Origin of the sequence: Paenibacillus mesophilus, from assembly GCF_005938385.1 — a bacterium.
GTDB classification, from domain to species: Bacteria; Bacillota; Bacilli; order Paenibacillales; family NBRC-103111; genus Paenibacillus_AB; species Paenibacillus_AB mesophilus.
This window is the reverse complement of the sequence record NZ_VCRA01000003.1, coordinates 67,530-85,936: the sequence shown is the minus strand read 5'-3', so window position 1 is coordinate 85,936 and position 18,407 is coordinate 67,530. Positions and strand designations below refer to the sequence as shown.

Sequence of the window (18,407 nt, the reverse complement as noted above, 5' to 3'; positions counted from 1 at the left end):
GAGTGAATCGAATGAGCAAAGTCGCCATTATCGGCGTCGGATTGATGGGCGGATCGCTGGCGCTATGCTTTAAGGGCAAGCCGGGTATCCGGGTTGCGGGTTTCGACATCAGTCCGGCCGAGCTGGAAAAAAGTTTGAAGCGCGGCGTTATCGACGACGCCTGTACTTCCTTGGAAGAAGCTGCGGCTGACGCCGATTTCATTTTCCTTTGCGTGCCGGTTGGCACCCTGGAGTCTTACATCGACAAGCTGCAGCAGACTCGGCTGAAGCCCGGGTGCATCATTTCGGATGTCGGCAGCACCAAGGCATCGGTTGCGAAATATGCCCGGAGCCGGGTCGTCCCGGGGGTTCATTATATCGGAGGGCATCCGATGGCCGGCTCCGAAAGGTCGGGTGTGGAGGCGGCCGCCTCGCATCTGTACGAGAACGCCTTCTATGTGCTGACGCCTGACGAGGAAACTCCCCAAGACGTATACGACCGTCTCGTGCAGCTGCTTCAATATACGAAGGCGCAAATCGTACGGGTCGATCCGAAGCATCATGACGAAATCGTCGGTGCGATCAGCCACCTGCCTCATGTGATCGCGGTGGCCCTCGTGAACCAGGTCGCCCGTTACAACGAACGGGACGGGCTGTATCGCAGCTTGGCGGCCGGCGGGTTTCGGGACATTACGAGGATCGCTTCAAGTCATCCCGATATGTGGCGGGACATTTTGCTGAACAACCGTCACGTGCTTCTCCGGCTGCTCCGGGATTGGAACGAGGAGATCGCCAAGTTCGCCTGCATGCTGGAAGCCGGTGACGGGGAAGCCATCGCGTCGGAGTTCGAGCGCGCCGGATCGTTCCGGAGCCAGCTTCCCGAAAGACGCAAAGGGGTTATTACCGCACTGTTCGACGTCTATGTAGACGTTCAAGATCATCCGGGCATTATCGGACAGATCGCTACGCTTCTCGGCAATCATCGTATCAACTTGAGCAACATTCATATTATCGAAAGCAGGGCGGACGTACCCGGAGTGCTCCGGCTGTCGTTCCGCAACGAAACCGACATGGACGCGGCGATTGAACTGCTGAAGCGCAGCGACTACGCAGTACAGTTATAAGGAGAAAATATTTTTATAAAAGCGACGAAACGATGCAACCGTTTCGCCGCTTTTTTCGTCTATAAGGAGAGTATCGTTTGCGTGAAAACCGAATATCGCAGAGAAACCGTTTTCAAAAAAGTTGTTGACAAAATGTAAACGGATACATATAATAAAAGTACAGTATGGTTTCTCTCCACTCCTATCCGAAAATATAGCACTTTGTGCAACCACCGGTTTCGGTGGTCTTTTTTTTTTGCATTTGTTCGGGTTTGCAAGCATATTGTCATTGAAAGTTAACATAAGCTTGTCGAAAAAAGAAGGATTTTTCCTAGTATTTGCAGAATTGTTATAGCCTAAAGCGAACGATCCGACAACGATACATATTTTTTCATACGTCATCGCAACTTTTTGCTCCCGCCATAGTACTATTTAGTAGAACTAGCGGCAGGGAGCGTCACTCGGGAAGGCGAGGAGGGGCGCTTGTAATGACCGATTCCCAGTTAATCCGGGAAATCAAGGACGGAAACGTACAATATTATGAGGAATTGATGCGGCGTTACGAGCGCAAAATTTTATCGTACATCTATCACATGCTGAAAAGCGCCCGCATGGAGACGATGGCCGAAGATTTGTGCTCCGAAACTTTCTACAAAGCGTACCGCAGTCTGCATTCTTTCCGCGAGGTCGAGGCATCTTTCTCGACTTGGTTATATACGATTGCCCGCAATACGGTGCTCAGCGAGCTGCGCAAAAATAAAAGCGTCAACGTGTCGCTTGAGCAAAACGACACGTGGTCGTTCGCCATGACACTCGCTTCCACCGAGTATACGCCGGAACAAAAGATGCTGCGCAACGAGAGAGTGAGCATGGTGCGCGACGCGATCAACAATTTGCCCGAGAAGCAGCGTTCCGCGCTTATATTGCGTGAATACGACCAGATGGATTATCAGGAAATCGCCACGATTTTGGGCCAAACGGTCAGCTCGGTCAAGTCGCTTCTGTTCCGGGCGAGAGCCAGCATCAAAATGCAGTTGGAGCCCTATATGGAACCGATCTTTAAAGAGTAGGGAACTGTCACGTAATAACGGATCTGCAAGAGATGCGCCCCGCTTGTCATGAATTGGAGCGGGCGTCGGCCGCAAGGTAAATAATTACGTGACAGTTCCTAAGAAGGGATGAATCCGCGATGAAATGCCAGGATGTTCAAGAATGGTTGGGGGCCTATTGGGATTTGCCTGAACATGACGATCGGCGCCAAGCCGTCGACGAGCATATCCGGCATTGCGCTTCATGCCGGGAAGAATTCGAGATTTGGGAAGAGAGTACCGAATTGATCCGCAATACCGTCGGCAGCGTGGATCACCGGATCGAATATGTGCCCGTATCCAGCCAAGTCATGAACCGCATATACGCCGACGAGTCGTGGCGAATTCCGGTACCGCAGAGGCTGTATGCCTTTTCCTATAAGATGAGGAGAAATTTTACCGCGGTTGTCGCGCTTTGCATGACCTTGTTCGTGTTCGGCTTTGTGTTGTCCATTATGGGCGTAGGCGCGGAGGACAAATCACCCCGGTACGGACTGAAGCCGGTCGCCAGCGTTACGACGGACGTGCAGACCGTATCCGGCAAGGCGAAGGCGCTTCCGGTCGCGACCGCCAGCCTGAAAGATCCGTATATGGTGAAGATGGGGCCTTTCCGAAGCGTTCCCGACTATATGGTTGTCATGTCGCTGCTCGGTTTGACCGGAACGATTCTCATTATGAACTGGCTATCGCGCACCAAAATTTAATGATTCGGCAACGACCTCTTAGCGGAGGTCTTTTTTTCCGGATGGGAGACTGATTTCATTGACGACATTAGGGTTCATCAGACACGGCACGACGGATTGGAACATATCGGGGAGACTTCAAGGGCAGAACGACATTCCATTGAATGAAGCGGGAAGATGGCAGGCGCAGAAGCTCGGACGCCGATTGATAGAGGAGCGGTGGGATGCCGTAGTGAGCAGCGACTTGATCCGGGCCAAAGAAACGGCGGACATTATCGCAGCCATGTCGAACTTCGGCCCGGTCCGTGCGGAACGCCGGCTGCGGGAACGTACTCACGGCAGACTGGACGGAACGACGCTTGAAGAGCGGATCGCCGAATGGGGAGAACAATGGAAGTCGATGGATCACGGCGTCGAAAGCGACGAACGTCTATTCGAAAGAGGGATCGCTTGTATTTCGGAGCTGTCCGCCGAATATGAAGGCAAAAGGGTACTCGTTGTCACTCATGGCGCCTTTATAGCGGTCATGCTGCAAGGGATGCTCGCCGACATGCCGGAGGGCTCCATCCAGAATACATCGTTGACGATTGTCGACAAACGGGCCGCAAGCTGGGAGTGCGCTTTGTTCAATTGCACCGCACATTTGCAATCGGAACGGGCTAATCAAATAGGATGAATCGACGAACCTCCGGTGTACCGAAAAAACGGCACCGGAGGTTTATTTTTCGTAAAAACAGTGATAATGGTTAGTAAAGCAAAGGAGGATCGCTATGAATTTGGCCGACATGCTTTGCTACGCCGATATTCAACAATTGAGCAGCATAGCCAGCACTTACGACTGCAAATGCAACGGACATTCGAAAAACGAATTGATTCAGTCGATTTTGTCGAAGGTGAACCGGAAAGACGTGTTCGAACGGGAAGTCGGCGCTTTATCGACCGAGCATATCCGGTTTCTGAATTCAATCGTGTTCGATTCCCGCGATCTATTCAGCTTGGAGGAGCTAATCGCCCGTGCCCGGCAGTCGAATTTCGGGCCGGCCGGCGAAGAACGCAATCCGCGGGATATGATTTCCAGCTTCAAGCACCGGGGATGGCTGTTCAACGGATATTCGCATACGACGAAATATTTGTTTCAATTTCCGCATGATTTGAAGAAAAGGTTTATGGAAACGATGGGACGCACGCTCGGACAAAATCTGATGTATGCCGATACCCCCGCCGTTTACAGAGACGAACAAAAATTGATCGTCGATGACATAGCGAACGTTCTTCATTATATATATCACCATGAGGTAGTGCTGACGTCGGACGGATCGATTTACAAGCGACACCTGCTGCAGCTGCTCGATCGTCTGGCCGTCAAAGAAGAACCGGTGCCGAAAGGGGGATGGCGTTTCGGATACGGGCGCAAATACCGGGATTTGCCTAACCGCCTGTCGCTTATTTACGACTACTGCTACTATCACGATCTTATTGCCGAGCAGCCCGGGCTGCTGGTGCTGACCGACAAAGGAACGAATAACGTGCTCGGCGGAAAGCGCGAGGATTTGTCGCAGGTGTACCGGTTTTGGCTCAAGCTGTACAAAGGTCCGATTCCGAACCTGCATTCGCTCGTTTATTGGATCGGCAAGCTTGCAACGGATTGGGTTTCCGCCGGATCGCTCGGTTCTGCGCTTTGTCCGCTTATCCGGCCGTTCTACTACGACTCTTCGGATTCGATATTCGATCAGCGCATCCTGCAGATGATGATGCACTTGGGATTGATCCGGATCGGCGAAGACGAAGAGGCGGGCAAAACGGTCGCTTTTACGAAACTGGGGGTGAGCATCGTTTCCGGTACATACTTGGCGGATGAGGAAGCGATTCCAATGACGGTTCCGGACGAATTTGACAACCCGGTATTCCCTTGATACAATTTTCTCCATTTCAAACTGATGCGAGAAACGGAGAGAGCGATTATGCTGCACAAGTACAAGGAAGCATTTCCCCAAGTTCATCCAACCGTCTTTTTGGCTGCGGGAGTACAGATCATAGGAGATGTAACGATCGGGGAAGAAGGATCCGTCTGGTACAACACCGTACTGAGGGGGGACCTCGCACCGATCCGGATCGGCCGGAGGACGAACATTCAAGACGGGAGCATCGGCCATGTCAACACGAACCAGCCCTTGCTCGTAGGCGATGAAGTTTCGGTCGGGCACGGGGCTATCATTCACGGCTGTACGATAGGCAACGGCACATTAATCGGTATGGGGGCTATCGTCCTAAACGGGGCGGAAGTCGGTGAATATGCTTTAATAGGGGCGGGTTCACTCGTCACGGAAAACAAGAAAATACCCGGGTACACGTTATCGCTCGGTTCTCCCGCCAAAGTAGTGCGGGAACTGACGGAGCAAGATTTGCAGCGAATGAAAAGAACGATGGAAAGCTACTTGCTGAAAGGAAAGGAGTTCAGAGGCGAATTAACGTAAAGATCGCCGATGGATCGCTTTCGGGCAATCCGGCTTTCCCTACTGGGAGGGGTGCGCTTTGGAAAAAATGGACGTATCCGGTTATGCGGCTATGTTGGGACTATTCGCGGAAATGGTGCTGGATGAAGCGATTCGCAAACAAAAGGAACAGACGCTCTACCGGGAAATCGACAGCGCATTGGCGAGAGGGGACGAGAAATCGTTTATCGTGCTGACCGAGCAATGGAAAGAGCTACATTCTTAAAGGCTCGAAAGCCTTGCAACCGACAAAGGGAGACGGTGAACCCAGTTCAGCCGTCTTTTTTTTTGGGTTTTGGGGAGATTGTATGTTAAATTATAGAAGGCGGCTTTCGTTCGCCTCAAGTTTCCGGGGGCTCCCCCAAAAGTACTCGAAATCGGCTTCGAAGACCAGCTTCACTTTTGGGGGTTATTTTTGGGGGACCAGGAAGGAGTGGACAAGCTTGAAATTCAGCGAGATCGAACGTTCCGATTGGGAAGGGCTTAGACCGTATTTGGATACATGCCTGCTTCCCGTCACCGGCTTGTCCGGTTTCGAGCAGCCATGGGAGGCTACTCAGGAGCTGGAATATTTGCGCGATGTCATGGATTGCGTGGAGGGTCCGTACAAAGGGAGAATCGTCACCTACCCGGCTTTTCATTATGTCGAGGGACCGGCCGCCGCGGCCGCAATCAATTCGGTTTGCCAAAAAATCAAAGGAGCCGGCTTCCGTTATGTGATCGTCATTTCCGGCCATCCGTCCGTTGCGTCCCTCTCTTTTCCGGACGCGGATCTGCTGCTGTGTCCGGAATCAGCGGAAGGAGATGTGATGAGCGGGGAGCAGTTCAAGGAACGGGTTGCCCGGGATATTCGGGCGATGTGGCAGCCTGAAGCCGCGCCGAATGTTTGACTAGCCGACCGACATCAATTCGGGCGTATGATTGGCGGTAAAAATGTGAAGGATAAGTTCGAGATGAACTTGTGACAATTTCGTTAAATGTTGCCTTGTACATTTCGAATCGTCTCGGATTTCACAAGTCAACATTCTTGACGCCCTACATGTCCTAAGCTATTATTATAATGTCCTAGTGTGCGGTGCAAAAAATTGTCGTAATACGACGTGCGATAAATGGCATAAAAGGGGGTAGAAGACGAATGCATGACGCTCAAAACAAGCACTCTTCCGAGAAACCAACGCGGCGCGAAATGTCCCGCCGTCAATTTTTATCGTATACCCTTGGCGGAACAACTGCTTTCATGGCCGCCGGCGTAACGATCCCTATGATCCGTTTTGCCGTCGATCCGATCTTGCAACCGTCCGGTGAAGGATCGTTCGTAAAGGTTGTGGAAGAGAGCAAGATTACGAACGAGCCGAAATCGTTCAAGTTCCAGGTTCACCAAGTGGACGGCTGGTATGAGAGCGATACCGAGCTGGAAGCGTGGATCATGAAGGACGACAAAGGCGCGATTTACGCCCTGTCGCCGGTGTGCAAACATTTGGGCTGTACGGTAAACTGGAATGCGGATGCAAGGTATCAGAATCAATTTTTCTGTCCTTGCCACGAAGCGCATTACACCAAGGAAGGGAAAAACCTGGCGGTTGCCCCGGCTCCGCTCGACGAGTACTTAATCAAGATCGAGAACGGTTTTGTATATCTCGGTAAAGTGCAGCCGAATCAGCACGTCACGAAATAAGGAGGCGTTACGATCAAATGTTCAAAAGCATGTACAACTGGATTGACGAGCGTCTTGATATAACCCCTTTATGGAGAGACGTTGCGGATCACGAAGTTCCGGAGCACGTCAACCCGGCGCACCATTTTTCCGCGTTCGTGTACTGTTTCGGCGGATTGACCTTCTTCCTCGTGGTCATCCAAATTTTATCGGGTATGTTTCTGACGATGTATTACGTCCCCGATATTATCAATGCTTATACGAGTGTCGATTACTTGCAAAATAAAGTCGCTTTCGGCGTAATCGTCCGCGGCATGCATCACTGGGGCGCGAGTCTTGTAATCGTCATGATGTTCCTACATACCCTCCGGGTGTTCTTCACAGGTTCTTATAAAGCGCCGCGCGAAATGAACTGGGTAGTAGGGATGCTGATTTTCTTCGTAATGCTGGGTCTCGGATTTACGGGTTACTTGTTGCCTTGGGATAACAAAGCTTACTTCGCAACGAAGGTCGGTATCGGAATCGCAGCATCCGTTCCCGTTGTTGGAGAATATATTGCCTTGCTGCTGCAAGGCGGCGAGATCGTCGGCGCCCAAACGCTTACCCGTTTCTTCGCGCTGCATGTGTTCTTCTTGCCGGGAGTTCTCCTTGCGCTGCTCGCCGGTCACTTCTTCATGATCCGCAAGCAGGGCATTTCCGGACCGCTATAATCGAAGGGAGGACAAATGCGTGGCACACGGTCATAAATCAAACGAAAAAGTGGTCTACGTCGGAGATTCCCGCGTACGTAAAAGCGGTCCGATGATTCCCCCCGATTATTCGGCTTTTCCCGGTAAATCGGAAGTGTTCATACCGAACTTCCTGCTGAAGGAATGGATGGTAGGTTGCGTCGCGCTTGTAGGCGTTCTGGTGCTCGTCATGCAAGAGGCCGCACCGCTCGGCTATCCGGCGGATCCGACCAACACGACTTTCATTCCGATGCCGGACTGGTACTTTTTGTTCTTGTATCAATTCTTGAAATACCCTTACGTTTCGGGCGATACATTGAAGATTTTTATCGGATCGATTATCATTCCGGGCATTATGTTCGGCGGATTGATGCTTGCTCCATTTCTCGATACGGGCAAAGAAAGACGGTTTTACAAACGTCCCATCGCGTCCGCCTTCATGTTCGTTACGCTGATCGCCTGTATTCATCTGACGGTCGTATCTTGGATGCACTATCAAAAGGAACTGACGGACAAAAACATCATTCCGGAGCATATCAAGCGCGAACACGAGATGGAAGAAGCGAAGAAAGCAGGCGGCGGAGGCGGTGCGGCTCCGAAGCCGGCGGCAGGAGCTCAAATCGTCGCCCAGGACGACAAAGGCTACGAGATTTACCAAAAAGCTACTTGCATTAACTGCCACGCCAAAGATATGAAAGGCGTCAGCGGCATGCCGGCACTTCGCGGTATCGGCGACAAGCACTCCAAGGATGAGATTATGAAGATCATCAAAGAGGGCAAGGGCGGAATGTCGAAGCAATACGACGACAATATCAAGAAAGGCTTGACCGCCGCGGATATCGACGCGCTGGCGGAATGGCTCGGCAAACAAAAGAAGCAATAGCGCAATGAGAAAGGGCCTGACCGTATACGACGGTCAGGTCTTTCATTTAAGGAACTTTAACGGAATAACGTACCCTGCTCTTTGACGACCGGAACTTGCCCGTCCGGTCCACAAAGCCCCGTTCATCAGTCAGGGCGGTAATTCCGTTTAAGTTTCTAAAAGGAGGAACTGGGGTGCCGCTCTGGTACTGGTTGAACCGCGTTTTTTTGCAAAACCGGGCGTTTCTGTTAGCCTTGTTCACGGTTAACGTGCTCGGTACGATATACGGCTATGTCTGGTATTGGGAACAAATCGTGTACACCGTTAACCGTATGCCGGCCTGGCTGGTCTTATTCGTGCCGGATAGTCCGACCGCGAGCTTATGGTTCACGGTATCGTTAGGCTTGATATTGTTTGCGCCTAAAGCTGTACCTACCTATGCAGCGGGTTTTATCGCCGCTTTGGGCGCGGTATCCTCGGTCAAGTACGGCGTTTGGGCCGTGGCGATGAATGCTTCCGTCGCCTATCAGGGCCAATCGCTTGTTTGGGAGGAATGGATGCTTATCGGGTCTCACCTCTCCATGGCCGTCGAGGCGCTTCTGTTTATAGGCTATTTCCGCGTTCGTGCAGCGCATCTTCTTTTCGCGCTACTGCTTCTCTTCTTGAACGATTGGCTTGATTATCACGCCTTCATCTACCCTTGGCTAAGGGACATATTGCTCGACGACCTCGGCGCAATTGAACTGTTCACCTGGATGATGACGGCGATCAGTACCGCTATTGTTGCCGCAGTGATCCGCTGGTCTAAAATCGGACATCCCCCCATAAGATGAAGCGAGGGGGGATGTCCGATGTTTGTTTTCGGGATAAGACGCGTAGGAGTGGCATGCTTCGTTCTGTTCCTCGTCTTGGGCTTTGCTGTCGGCTGCGGGCAAGAGAGGCCTGCCGGAGCCGACCGTACGCAAGCTACGCCGGAGCAGTTGAAGCAGGTTGGACAGTTAAATGCCGCCGCTGACGAAATGTACCGGTACGTCATGGACGGAGCTATCGACAAAGCGCGGGACAAGCTGGAGGAGATCGGCAGCCAAATGACCGGAATCCGCTTTGAAGGCATTACTTCGGTGGAGGGCGTAGGCGCTTTGTCCGAGTCGATCGTCCTGGCCAAGCGGGTATTTCAATCGGTTCACTTCTCCCAAGAGGAAGGACAAGCTGCCGCGGCCAAAATCCGTCTGGCCACCGATGCGCTGACCCATGCGAATCAGCCGATGTGGCTGCAATATTATAAAGGAATGAAGGAATCCGCCTACCGGCTGGAGCAAGGCGTTCTGAAGCGGGACAAGAAGGAAGCGGCTGCGGGTCTCGAGCAGCTTCAGCTCCGTTATGCTACGATTCGTCCTTCGCTATTGATCAGCCGACCGGCTTCCCAAGTAGAGAAGATGGATTCGCTGTTGACGTTTTTCCGCAGTCAGCTGTCGCAGCCGGAAATCGATCTGAAGCAGACCGGCGGCGCATTGGAGCATCTGCGGCAGGAATTGGACGAATTGTTCGGGCGGCGCGACAGATCGGCCTATGTGCCTATTGTAGAGCGTCAAGTGCCTGCATCGTCGATTCTTTTGTTCGGCTCGATCATCATTGTGGTGCTTGCTTATGCGGCTTGGCGTATTTTTGAGTTTGAGCGCAATTCGTTCGGGGGCGGGAACCGGCACGGAGGGCGATGATCGTTCGAAGCTGATGAAAACAGGAGTCCGGAAATGCGAGAGGAAGCGATTTGGGCAAGAGCTGGGAATGTGCGCTCCGGCCTCCCGTTGAAATCGCGTTCTCTGAATGGATAAAAGGTTAGAACGCGATTTCAAATGAGGCACGTAAACTCTACGTTGCACATTTCCCACCTCTTTCGGTAGCTCATTCTCTTTTTCCCGATTCTGTCTATCGCAGGCACGAAGGGCAACCGCCCTCCGTGTCTATTTTTATGGGTAGAAGAGTCAACGGCCCCGGAAGCCTTCACCCAAAACGTCGTGAACATCCGATATGACGATAAAGGCCTGAGGATCGACCTGCTTCACGATCGATTTCAGCTTCCTCGTCTCCTGCCGTCCGACGACGCTGTATACGACGCATTTGTCGGTATTGGAATAAGCCCCCTTGGCGGCGAACAAGGTAACGCCGCGATCCATTTCGCGGGTGATCGCTTGGGCAAGCTCTTCCCCTTTGTCGGACATGATCGTAAACGCTTTGGCGGAGTAAGCGCCCTCGGTAATGAAATCGATCGTTCGGGAGGCGACGAACACCGCGACGAGCGTGTAAAGCACTTTTTCCTTCGGAATGTAGAGGAGGGAAGTTCCGATGACCAGCACGTCGACGGCAAGAATGACTTGGCCGATGCTCCAGCCGTTCGACTTGGATAATACGCTCGCAATGATATCGGTTCCGCCCGTCGTGCCCCCGAAACGGAATACGATACCGAGTCCGATCCCGATCGTAACGCCGGCGTATAGCGTCGCCAGGAAGAAATCCGTATCCGACCGGAACGGAACGATCCAGCCGCGGCCGATAGCAACTTCCATAAGCCGCAAAAAGAGCGACAGTGTCAAAGTTCCCAGGACGGTATTGACCATCGCGGCTTTGCCGATTTTTCTCCAGCCTATTAGAAACAACGGGATATTGATCACTAACGTCGTTACGGATACCGGAAATCCAAGAGCATAGTTCAGCAGCAGCGAAATGCCGGTGACGCCGCCTTCCATGAGCTCGTTCGGTATGACGAAATAATGAAGACTGAACGCATAGATGGCTGTTCCGCAAGCGATAGGAACCCAAGATCGAAGCGTTCCGAGCAGCCGTTTCTCCATCGCGGTTCCTCCCGATTGAATCGTTTGTACGATCGTATGGTCGTAGTATGCCCCTAATCGTGTGGAGATCGCCGGCTTGAGTATGAAAAAAGATTTGTTTTCAGCCGCCCTTTTGCGTTAACATGTAGAAAGACGCTTATGTTCGTGTCGACACCACGGAATAACTGTACATCAGCGAATTTACAGGGTAGAACCGACAAGGGGTGCCATGGAAAGGGGAGCAATGATGCCGGAAAAATCGCTAGCCCATATGCAGCGAGAAGTCGATGCCTACATTTCGCAGTTCAAAGAAGGCTATTTCAGCCCGCTGGCCATGCTGGCCCGGATGTCCGAGGAAGTCGGGGAATTGGCCCGGGAAGTGAATCACAAATATGGACCGAAGCCGAAAAAACCGGATGAAGCCGATAATTCGATCGAGCTCGAGCTGGGCGATATATTGTTTATTACGATCTGCTTCGCCAATTCGCTCGGAATCGATTTGACCCAGGCGCACGACGCCGTCATGCATAAGTTTCAAACCCGCGATGCCGACCGCTGGACGAAAAAGGACACCGATCAAGTTTAGCCGTCATATGCTGTACCAATCGGAACGCGAGGCGATTGCCCCCGCGTTGCTCGTATGCAAGGAGCGAAGTCCCATCGCGTGCTTCGATTCCCCGCAGAGGAGGGACCGGCATGGACGGCGAATATGAAATCAAAAAAGCTTACGCTTCGATATTGGAGTCCGACTTCGAGCGTGCGATCGAATGGTTCGAACGGGCCGTACGTCTCGACCCGGACAACGCGGCTTACCATTACAAGCTGTCCGTAACGTACGCGAGAAGCAACAAGCTCGGAAAGGCGATCGAGCATGCGCGTACGGCAGCGAATCTTCATCCGGACAATGAGTCTTACAGCTACCATGCCGGTACGCTGGAGGCGAAGCAGCTGCTTCAAGACGCGGAGAAGTATATCGATGGGCACACCCAGCCTCATCTCGCGGTAGACTTGCTGAAGCAGGCGCTCCTTCTCGACCCGCTTTTGATCGAAGCTTATTTGCTGCTGGCCGTCGCTTACGGGGAGCTGGAGGAATTCGGTCCCGCGCTGCAGGCGGCGAAAGATGCAGTCAAGCTGGATCCGCAGCATGTCGAGGCGAATCGTTTGTTCGAACAATATCGGGAAAAATTGAAGCGCTACTTGCGCTCTTAGGAGCCTCATCGCACCTCTTAACTATCGTCTAAAGGAGATTTGACATGGACGCAAAAATTCATGTAGCAGTAGCCGGAGCAAGCGGAAGAATGGGGCAGGAAGTCGTTAAAATGGTTTTGGCGGATCCCGAGCTGCGTCTAGTGGCGGCAGTCAGCCGTTCGTATGAAGGTATGGATGCGGGAACGCTTGTAGGAAAAGAACCGTGCGGCGTTTTGGTTAAGAGCAATCTGGAAGAGGCTCTCGCTTCTGCGGACGCCCATGTATTGGTCGATTTTACTACCCCTCATACCGTAATGGCGAACAGCCGCATTGCGATCCGTCATCGGGTACGTCCCGTAATCGGGACAACCGGTTTTACGCCGGGCGATATCGAGGAATTGGACAAGCTATGCAAAGAGAACGGCATCGGCGGCATTATAGCTCCGAACTTCTCTATCGGAGCGATCCTGATGATGAAATTCGCGGCTCAAGCGGCCAAATATATGCCGCATGTCGAAATCGTAGAGTACCACGGCGATCAGAAGCTGGATGCTCCGTCGGGCACTTCGATCAAGACGGCCGAGCTGATCGCGCAAAACCGTCAAGAGCTTCGGCAAGGAAATCCGAACGAGCATGAAACGATCGAAGGGGCGAGAGGCGGGTATTACAGCGGTTTTCGCATACATAGCGTGCGGCTGCCGGGAATATTCGCCCAGCAGGAAGTGCTCTTCGGCGGCTTCGGGCAAACGCTCAAAATACGCCACGATTCGTACGAGCGGGCCGGCTATATGCCGGGGGTAAAAATAGCCGTCCAGAAAGTGTTGGAGCTAAGCGGCGGCATCGTCTACGGATTCGAGCACTTCATCGACTAAGGAACTTTATGCATATCATGACACCAGCGCACTGTGGAGGGGTACCGGATGAATATCGCATTGATCGCGCATGACCGGAAAAAAGAAGAAATGGTCAATTTCGTAATCGCCTATGAGGAAGTTTTCAGCCATCATCGGCTATTCGCTACCGGCACGACCGGTACGAAAATTATGGAATCGACCAAACTGCAGGTACACCGGTTCATGTCGGGACCGCTCGGCGGGGATCAGCAGATCGGCGCGATGGTTGCGCAGAACGAAATGGATTTGGTCATTTTTTTGCGGGACCCCTTGATGGCGCAGCCGCATGAGCCGGATATCATCGCGCTGCTCCGTCTGTGCGACGTACAAGGAATTCCGGTCGCAACCAATATCGCCTCGGCGGAGCTGCTCGTACGGTCGCTCGACCGCGGGGAGTTCGGCTGGCGCGAGCTGAAAGACAAATATAAACCGGGTGTGATGTGATATGTCGGATCGATTGGACATCCTTATTTTCGGAGCGCATCCCGACGACGCGGAGATCGGGATGGGCGGAACGATCGCCAAGCATACGCGGGCGGGTTATCGGGTAGGCATTTGCGACTTGACGTTGGCCGAAATGTCTTCGAACGGCAATGTCGATACGAGACGCGAAGAAGCGGCCGAAGCGGGCCGTATACTCGGATTGGCCTCCAGGTCGAATCTTGGGCTGCCCGATCGCGGGCTGTATATGACCAAGGAGCATGTGGATGCGATTACACTTGAAATCCGCAAGTTTAAGCCGAGAATCGTATTCGCTCCTTATTGGCAGGACAGGCATCCCGATCACGTGGCATGCAGCCATCTCGTACAGGAAGCCGTATTCAATGCGAAGCTTCGCCGGTATTTGCCGGATACGGAGCCGGTGCTTGTCGAGCAGTTATACTTTTATTTTATAAACGATGTGTTTGATACCGACGTGTTGATAAACGTTACCGACTCGTATTCGTCCAAAACGGACGCATTACGGGCGTACGCCAGCCAATTCGACCCTGCGACGGGCGGGAACAGCTACGTGGCTACTCCGCTCAATCAAGGCTATTTGGAACGGGTGGAGGCGCGGGACAGGCTGCTCGGGCAAAAGCGAATGGTGCCTTATGCGGAAGGTTTCGTTTCCAAGCTGCCGATGATTGTCGACCTATTCTGACACCGGCGGGAATATACTATACGGATCAAGCCAGCGTACGGGGGAGGAGAACGTGGAATGAACAGCGAACGTCTGAAAATCGGAATTACGTGTTATCCTTCGCTCGGAGGCTCTGGCGTCGTGGCCACGGAGCTGGGGAAATTGCTCGCGGAGAAAGGGCACCAGGTGCATTTCATTACGCACAGCGTTCCGTTCCGTTTAGGGAAATTCCATAAAAATATTTTTTATCATGAAGTCGAAGTGAACGATTATTACGTGTTCAAATATCCTCCCTACGATCTATCGCTTGCTAGCAAAATGGCGCAGGTCGCCAAAATGGAAAATCTCGATCTGCTGCACGTCCATTACGCGGTACCTCATGCGGTATGTGCATTTCTGGCGAAGGAGATGGCCGGAAGCAATCTGAAGGTCATTACGACGCTGCATGGAACGGATATTACGGTACTCGGTCAGGATGAATCGCTGAGCGATCTGATCCGTCTCGCTATCGAACGGAGCGACGCGGTTACAGCCGTCTCGCAAGATTTGATCCGTGAAACGAGGGAATTGCTCAATATCGAGAAACCTATAGATTTGGCGTACAATTTCGTAGATAAACGGGTATATTACCCGCGGGATGTGGCCATGCTGCGCAGAGATTACGCAAGGCCGGACGAGAAGCTGCTTCTGCACATTTCGAACTTCCGCCCGGTGAAACGTATCGGCGACGTTGTAGACGTATTCTCCAAGGTGAACGAGGAGATTCCATCGAAGCTGCTGTTCGTCGGAGAAGGTCCCGAGCTGTCTAAGACGATATGCAAAGTAAAAGAGCTGGGATTGTCCGAACGGGTCATTTTCGCGGGCAAGCAGGACGATGTCGCTCAAGTCATATCGCTTGCCGATGTAATGCTGCTTCCTTCGGAGAAGGAAAGCTTCGGTCTTGTCGCGCTGGAAGCGATGGCTTGCGGAGTTCCTACCGTCGGCTCGAATGCGGGCGGCATTCCGGAGCTGATTACTCATGGAACGACGGGGTTTTTGGCGCCGATCGGCGACACGCAGACGATGGCGGAATACGTCATCCGCTTGCTTCGCGACAGAGAGCTGTACGAGGCGATGTCCAGCGCCTGTCTGGACCGGGCGAGAAGGACGTTCTGCAACGATCTGATTACAGCGCAGTATGAGCAAATTTATTACCGCGTACTCGGACGTCCGGTACCGGAGATTGATGTAAGCGAGATGTGCAGAGCTTAGTAACCATACACGAATATGAGGGAATGCGGACATGTCGATAACGATGGAGCGGGAAGGAAAAGAAGTGCTGCGCCGGCTGGGCCAAGCCGGTTACGAGGCGTATTTCGTCGGCGGCTGCGTGCGGGATAAGCTTCTCGGCCGCCCGTTGAAAGATATCGATATCGCAACGTCGGCATTGCCGGAAGTTGTGATGCGGCTGTTTGCACGGACAGCGCCGACGGGACTTCAGCACGGAACGGTTACCGTCATTATGGAGCGGCATACGTTCGAGGTAACGACTTTCCGGAAGGAATCCGAGTACGAGCAGTTCCGGAGACCGAAGGAAGTCGAGTTCATTTCCGATTTGAACGAGGATTTGCGGCGCCGCGATTTTACGATCAACGCCATGGCGCTCGATGCCGAAGGAGCCTCAATCGATCCGTTCGGCGGAGCGGACGATTTGGCCGCGGGACGGATACGCTGCGTCGGCAATCCGATGGAACGGTTTCACGAGGATGCGCTGCGCATGCTGCGCGGCATCCGGTTCGCCTGCGAATACGGGTTCGAGCTGGAAGCGGACACATGGAGCGGGCTCTTGCAGCACGCTCCGCTTCTCGTTCATGTGGCGATGGAGAGAGTAAGCGCGGAGTTGGACAAGATGATCGAAGGACGGGCACCGGACAGGGCCGTTCGGCTATTGACCGAAAGCGGCCTGCCGCGGCATTTCAAGCAGCCGATCGATTGGCCTCTCTCCGGGTGGGAACGTTGCCCCGAGCCGATCGAGCGGGATTCGCTTGCGAAAATAATCGGACCGTCACTGCGATGGACCGCATTGTTCATACTGATGGGAATGGACTCGGTTCGCGCCAAGGAAGCCATGAAACGATTGAAATTTGCGGGCAAAAAATCCGATTCGATTCTGAAGCTGCTGCAGACAAACGTTTGGATGGAAGAGCGGCTCGGCACTGTCTCTATTCCGGACGCTTCTGCCGATAGCGATAAAGTCGGGTTCGAATTAACGGCCGAATGCTGCGTGACCTACGGCAAGTCCGTCGTATCGGACTGGCTGTCGTTGGCTGCATGGCGGACGGACGTTCTGGGCGAGGACCGTTTCATTCCTCTTATCGAACGCGGGCGCGAATGGGTGAAGCGTGTGCCGGTCGATCAAGTGAATGAACTGAACGTAAGCGGCTCCGAGCTTGCGGAGGAGCTTCGGATGAAACCGGGGCCGTGGCTCGGCCGGCTGCTGCAGCGGCTGCTCGCGGACACGGCTCGGCGCAGGCTGCCGAACGAACGTCCGGCGCTGCTCCGGCAGGCGAAACTATTAGCAAAGCAGGAATGCGATTGATGGAACAACAAATACTGGCTTACTTCGAGGAACACCCCGACCGGTATGTATCGGGAGAGCAGCTGAGCGACATGCTCGGCTGCAGCCGCACCGCCGTATGGAAGCATATCAGCAGCTTAAGAGACCAAGGTTATTCGTTCGAAGCGATACCACGCAAAGGCTACCGCCTTACCGGAATACCGGACCGGTTGAAAGCGGCAGAGCTTTTGACCGGCTTAACGACGAAGACGATGGGAAAGACGATAAAGCTTTTCGACTCGGTCGATTCGACCCAATCGATAGCGCACAATTTGGCCGAGCAGGGCGCCGCGGAAGGGACTCTCGTACTGGCCGAGCAGCAGACCGCCGGGCGGGGACGGATGGGCAGAAGCTGGCATTCGCCGAAGAGCAAGGGAGTTTGGATGAGCCTTATTTTGCGGCCGCAAATTCCGATTCACTTCACTCCTCAGCTTACGCTGCTCGTTGCCGTCTCCTTGTGCAGGACGATCCGCAAAATGGAACCGATCCCGGTGGCGATCAAATGGCCGAACGATTTGCTCATCGAAGGCAAAAAGATAAGCGGCATATTGCTGGAATCGAGCGCCGAAGACGAGAGGCTCAAATATGTCATCGCCGGAATTGGCATCAGCGTCAACTTGCGGGAGGATGACTACCCGGACGAGCTTAAGGATATCGGGACATCGCTTCGGATCGCATCAGGAAAAGAATGGAACCGCACCGAGCTGATCAAGGCGTTTCTCGAGCAATTTGAAATGTTGTACGAGCTGTATCACGCCGAAGGCTTCGAACCGATCCGCGCGGCCTGGGAAGCGCTCGCGATCTCGCTCGGCAAACCGATCCGGGCCCGAACTCCGAAAGGAAGCGTGGAAGGGATCGCGGAATCGATCGACGATATGGGCGCCCTGCTCGTCCGTCAGCCGGACGGGAACGTCATGAAGCTGTATTCTGCGGAATTTTGACAAAAAAAGATGTAGATTTTGTGAACAGTCTGGTATAATGAACCGTAAGAGGCGGTATCCTAGCTGGAACTGCACTCGCAATCCCCCGGTTATGACGTTTCATGCAAGTCCAGTAATTCTGCTCTGAGCCTAAAGGGACCGAGACGGAAAACTGATCTGACGATTCGTTTCCTGTTGCAACCAACGCCTTTTAGCGACTCGGCTAAAAGGCTTTTTTGCGTATTCCAGACCGGTTCGGAGCCATCAAAC

Annotated in this window: 23 protein-coding genes; 21 read left to right on the top strand and 2 right to left on the bottom strand. The window is 53.2% G+C overall.

Annotated elements, in window-relative coordinates; all coding sequences use genetic code 11:
- Positions 1–11: 11 nt before the first annotated feature.
- Positions 12–1,103, top strand: coding sequence for a prephenate dehydrogenase (locus FE783_RS05610; RefSeq protein WP_138878369.1), 1,092 nt, complete (start codon positions 12–14; stop codon positions 1,101–1,103).
- On the opposite strand, the gene FE783_RS05605 is transcribed toward FE783_RS05610, so the two are convergent.
- Positions 1,098–1,484 (bottom strand): hypothetical protein, encoded by a 387-nt coding sequence (locus FE783_RS05605; RefSeq protein WP_138878368.1) that lies wholly within the window; start codon positions 1,482–1,484, stop codon positions 1,098–1,100. The two genes, FE783_RS05610 and FE783_RS05605, sit on opposite strands and share 6 nt — an antisense overlap.
- An 86-nt stretch (positions 1,485–1,570) precedes the next feature.
- On the opposite strand from FE783_RS05605, the gene FE783_RS05600 reads away from it, so the two are divergent.
- The 12 genes from FE783_RS05600 to FE783_RS05545 all read left to right on the top strand — a co-directional run bounded on the left by FE783_RS05600 (position 1,571) and on the right by FE783_RS05545 (position 10,307).
- Positions 1,571–2,152 carry a sigma-70 family RNA polymerase sigma factor gene (locus FE783_RS05600; protein WP_138878367.1) on the top strand — a complete coding sequence of 194 codons (582 nt, stop codon included), beginning with the start codon at positions 1,571–1,573 and terminating at the stop codon, positions 2,150–2,152.
- 119 nt (positions 2,153–2,271) lie between these two features.
- A complete protein-coding gene (locus FE783_RS05595; protein WP_138878366.1) occupies positions 2,272–2,874 on the top strand; it encodes an anti-sigma factor family protein in 603 nt (200 codons plus the stop codon).
- 58 nt (positions 2,875–2,932) lie between these two features.
- The gene (locus tag FE783_RS05590; RefSeq protein ID WP_138878365.1) at positions 2,933–3,529 is read left to right on the top strand and encodes a histidine phosphatase family protein; all 597 of its coding nucleotides are present in this window, start codon (positions 2,933–2,935) and stop codon (positions 3,527–3,529) included.
- Between the two features lie 94 nt (positions 3,530–3,623).
- Positions 3,624–4,766, top strand: coding sequence for a hypothetical protein (locus tag FE783_RS05585; RefSeq protein ID WP_138878364.1), 1,143 nt, complete (start codon positions 3,624–3,626; stop codon positions 4,764–4,766).
- 48 nt (positions 4,767–4,814) lie between these two features.
- Complete coding sequence (locus tag FE783_RS05580; RefSeq protein ID WP_138878363.1) at positions 4,815–5,327, top strand: gamma carbonic anhydrase family protein; 513 nt, start codon at positions 4,815–4,817, stop codon at positions 5,325–5,327.
- 67 nt (positions 5,328–5,394) lie between these two features.
- Positions 5,395–5,571, top strand: a complete 177-nt coding sequence (locus FE783_RS05575; protein ID WP_420799717.1) for an IDEAL domain-containing protein — start codon at positions 5,395–5,397, stop codon at positions 5,569–5,571.
- 217 nt (positions 5,572–5,788) lie between these two features.
- Positions 5,789–6,235 (top strand): DUF2487 family protein, encoded by a 447-nt coding sequence (locus FE783_RS05570; protein WP_138878361.1) that lies wholly within the window; start codon positions 5,789–5,791, stop codon positions 6,233–6,235.
- A gap of 245 nt (positions 6,236–6,480) precedes the next feature.
- Positions 6,481–7,020 (top strand): Rieske (2Fe-2S) protein, encoded by a 540-nt coding sequence (locus tag FE783_RS05565; RefSeq protein WP_138878360.1) that lies wholly within the window; start codon positions 6,481–6,483, stop codon positions 7,018–7,020.
- A gap of 17 nt (positions 7,021–7,037) precedes the next feature.
- A complete protein-coding gene (qcrB, locus tag FE783_RS05560) occupies positions 7,038–7,709 on the top strand; it encodes a menaquinol-cytochrome c reductase cytochrome b subunit (protein WP_138878359.1) in 672 nt (223 codons plus the stop codon).
- 19 nt (positions 7,710–7,728) lie between these two features.
- Positions 7,729–8,610 (top strand): menaquinol-cytochrome c reductase cytochrome b/c subunit, encoded by an 882-nt coding sequence (locus FE783_RS05555; protein WP_138878358.1) that lies wholly within the window; start codon positions 7,729–7,731, stop codon positions 8,608–8,610.
- A 173-nt stretch (positions 8,611–8,783) separates the two neighbouring features.
- Entirely contained in the window at positions 8,784–9,422 is a 639-nt protein-coding gene (locus FE783_RS05550; protein ID WP_138878357.1) for a DUF1405 domain-containing protein, read from the top strand.
- Positions 9,423–9,440: 18 nt separating this feature from the next.
- A complete protein-coding gene (locus FE783_RS05545; protein ID WP_138878356.1) occupies positions 9,441–10,307 on the top strand; it encodes a sporulation protein YpjB in 867 nt (288 codons plus the stop codon).
- Between the two features lie 264 nt (positions 10,308–10,571).
- Here FE783_RS05545 and FE783_RS05540 read toward each other — a convergent pair whose 3' ends face one another.
- A complete protein-coding gene (locus tag FE783_RS05540) occupies positions 10,572–11,438 on the bottom strand; it encodes a YitT family protein (RefSeq protein WP_138878355.1) in 867 nt (288 codons plus the stop codon).
- Between the two features lie 226 nt (positions 11,439–11,664).
- Between FE783_RS05540 and FE783_RS05535 the strand changes: the two genes are divergently transcribed.
- The 8 genes from FE783_RS05535 (at position 11,665) to FE783_RS05500 (ending at position 18,158) form a co-directional block, all read left to right on the top strand.
- Positions 11,665–12,003, top strand: coding sequence for a nucleotide pyrophosphohydrolase (locus FE783_RS05535; protein ID WP_138878752.1), 339 nt, complete (start codon positions 11,665–11,667; stop codon positions 12,001–12,003).
- A 110-nt stretch (positions 12,004–12,113) separates the two neighbouring features.
- Positions 12,114–12,626, top strand: a complete 513-nt coding sequence (locus FE783_RS05530; protein ID WP_138878354.1) for a tetratricopeptide repeat protein — start codon at positions 12,114–12,116, stop codon at positions 12,624–12,626.
- 44 nt (positions 12,627–12,670) lie between these two features.
- Positions 12,671–13,477, top strand: a complete 807-nt coding sequence (gene dapB, locus FE783_RS05525) for a 4-hydroxy-tetrahydrodipicolinate reductase (protein WP_138878353.1) — start codon at positions 12,671–12,673, stop codon at positions 13,475–13,477.
- A 48-nt stretch (positions 13,478–13,525) separates the two neighbouring features.
- Positions 13,526–13,942 (top strand): methylglyoxal synthase, encoded by a 417-nt coding sequence (locus tag FE783_RS05520; RefSeq protein ID WP_138878352.1) that lies wholly within the window; start codon positions 13,526–13,528, stop codon positions 13,940–13,942.
- A 1-nt stretch (position 13,943) separates the two neighbouring features.
- Entirely contained in the window at positions 13,944–14,642 is a 699-nt protein-coding gene (bshB1, locus tag FE783_RS05515) for a bacillithiol biosynthesis deacetylase BshB1 (protein ID WP_138878351.1), read from the top strand.
- Between the two features lie 57 nt (positions 14,643–14,699).
- Entirely contained in the window at positions 14,700–15,872 is a 1,173-nt protein-coding gene (bshA, locus tag FE783_RS05510) for an N-acetyl-alpha-D-glucosaminyl L-malate synthase BshA (protein WP_138878350.1), read from the top strand.
- A 31-nt stretch (positions 15,873–15,903) separates the two neighbouring features.
- Entirely contained in the window at positions 15,904–17,199 is a 1,296-nt protein-coding gene (locus FE783_RS05505; protein WP_138878349.1) for a CCA tRNA nucleotidyltransferase, read from the top strand.
- On the top strand, positions 17,199–18,158 hold the full coding sequence (locus FE783_RS05500) for a biotin--[acetyl-CoA-carboxylase] ligase (RefSeq protein WP_138878348.1): 960 nt from the start codon (positions 17,199–17,201) through the stop codon (positions 18,156–18,158). Before FE783_RS05505 ends, FE783_RS05500 begins: the two co-directional genes overlap by 1 nt.
- The last annotated feature ends 249 nt before the right edge of the window (positions 18,159–18,407 follow it).

Excerpts from the sequence above, each read along its gene's own strand:
- FE783_RS05610 (WP_138878369.1), top strand. The coding sequence starts at position 12 with ATGAGCAAAGTCGCCATTATCGGCGTCGGATTGATGGGCGGATCGCTG.
- FE783_RS05605 (WP_138878368.1), bottom strand. The coding sequence starts at position 1,484 with ATGACGTATGAAAAAATATGTATCGTTGTCGGATCGTTCGCTTTAGGC.
- FE783_RS05600 (WP_138878367.1), top strand. The coding sequence starts at position 1,571 with ATGACCGATTCCCAGTTAATCCGGGAAATCAAGGACGGAAACGTACAA.
- FE783_RS05595 (WP_138878366.1), top strand. The coding sequence starts at position 2,272 with ATGAAATGCCAGGATGTTCAAGAATGGTTGGGGGCCTATTGGGATTTG.
- FE783_RS05585 (WP_138878364.1), top strand. The coding sequence starts at position 3,624 with ATGAATTTGGCCGACATGCTTTGCTACGCCGATATTCAACAATTGAGC.
- FE783_RS05580 (WP_138878363.1), top strand. The coding sequence starts at position 4,815 with ATGCTGCACAAGTACAAGGAAGCATTTCCCCAAGTTCATCCAACCGTC.
- FE783_RS05575 (WP_420799717.1), top strand. The coding sequence starts at position 5,395 with ATGGACGTATCCGGTTATGCGGCTATGTTGGGACTATTCGCGGAAATG.
- FE783_RS05565 (WP_138878360.1), top strand. The coding sequence starts at position 6,481 with ATGCATGACGCTCAAAACAAGCACTCTTCCGAGAAACCAACGCGGCGC.
- qcrB (WP_138878359.1), top strand. The coding sequence starts at position 7,038 with ATGTTCAAAAGCATGTACAACTGGATTGACGAGCGTCTTGATATAACC.
- FE783_RS05545 (WP_138878356.1), top strand. The coding sequence starts at position 9,441 with ATGTTTGTTTTCGGGATAAGACGCGTAGGAGTGGCATGCTTCGTTCTG.
- FE783_RS05540 (WP_138878355.1), bottom strand. The coding sequence starts at position 11,438 with ATGGAGAAACGGCTGCTCGGAACGCTTCGATCTTGGGTTCCTATCGCT.
- FE783_RS05535 (WP_138878752.1), top strand. The coding sequence starts at position 11,665 with ATGCCGGAAAAATCGCTAGCCCATATGCAGCGAGAAGTCGATGCCTAC.
- FE783_RS05530 (WP_138878354.1), top strand. The coding sequence starts at position 12,114 with ATGGACGGCGAATATGAAATCAAAAAAGCTTACGCTTCGATATTGGAG.
- dapB (WP_138878353.1), top strand. The coding sequence starts at position 12,671 with ATGGACGCAAAAATTCATGTAGCAGTAGCCGGAGCAAGCGGAAGAATG.
- FE783_RS05520 (WP_138878352.1), top strand. The coding sequence starts at position 13,526 with ATGAATATCGCATTGATCGCGCATGACCGGAAAAAAGAAGAAATGGTC.
- bshB1 (WP_138878351.1), top strand. The coding sequence starts at position 13,944 with ATGTCGGATCGATTGGACATCCTTATTTTCGGAGCGCATCCCGACGAC.
- bshA (WP_138878350.1), top strand. The coding sequence starts at position 14,700 with ATGAACAGCGAACGTCTGAAAATCGGAATTACGTGTTATCCTTCGCTC.
- FE783_RS05505 (WP_138878349.1), top strand. The coding sequence starts at position 15,904 with ATGTCGATAACGATGGAGCGGGAAGGAAAAGAAGTGCTGCGCCGGCTG.
- FE783_RS05500 (WP_138878348.1), top strand. The coding sequence starts at position 17,199 with ATGGAACAACAAATACTGGCTTACTTCGAGGAACACCCCGACCGGTAT.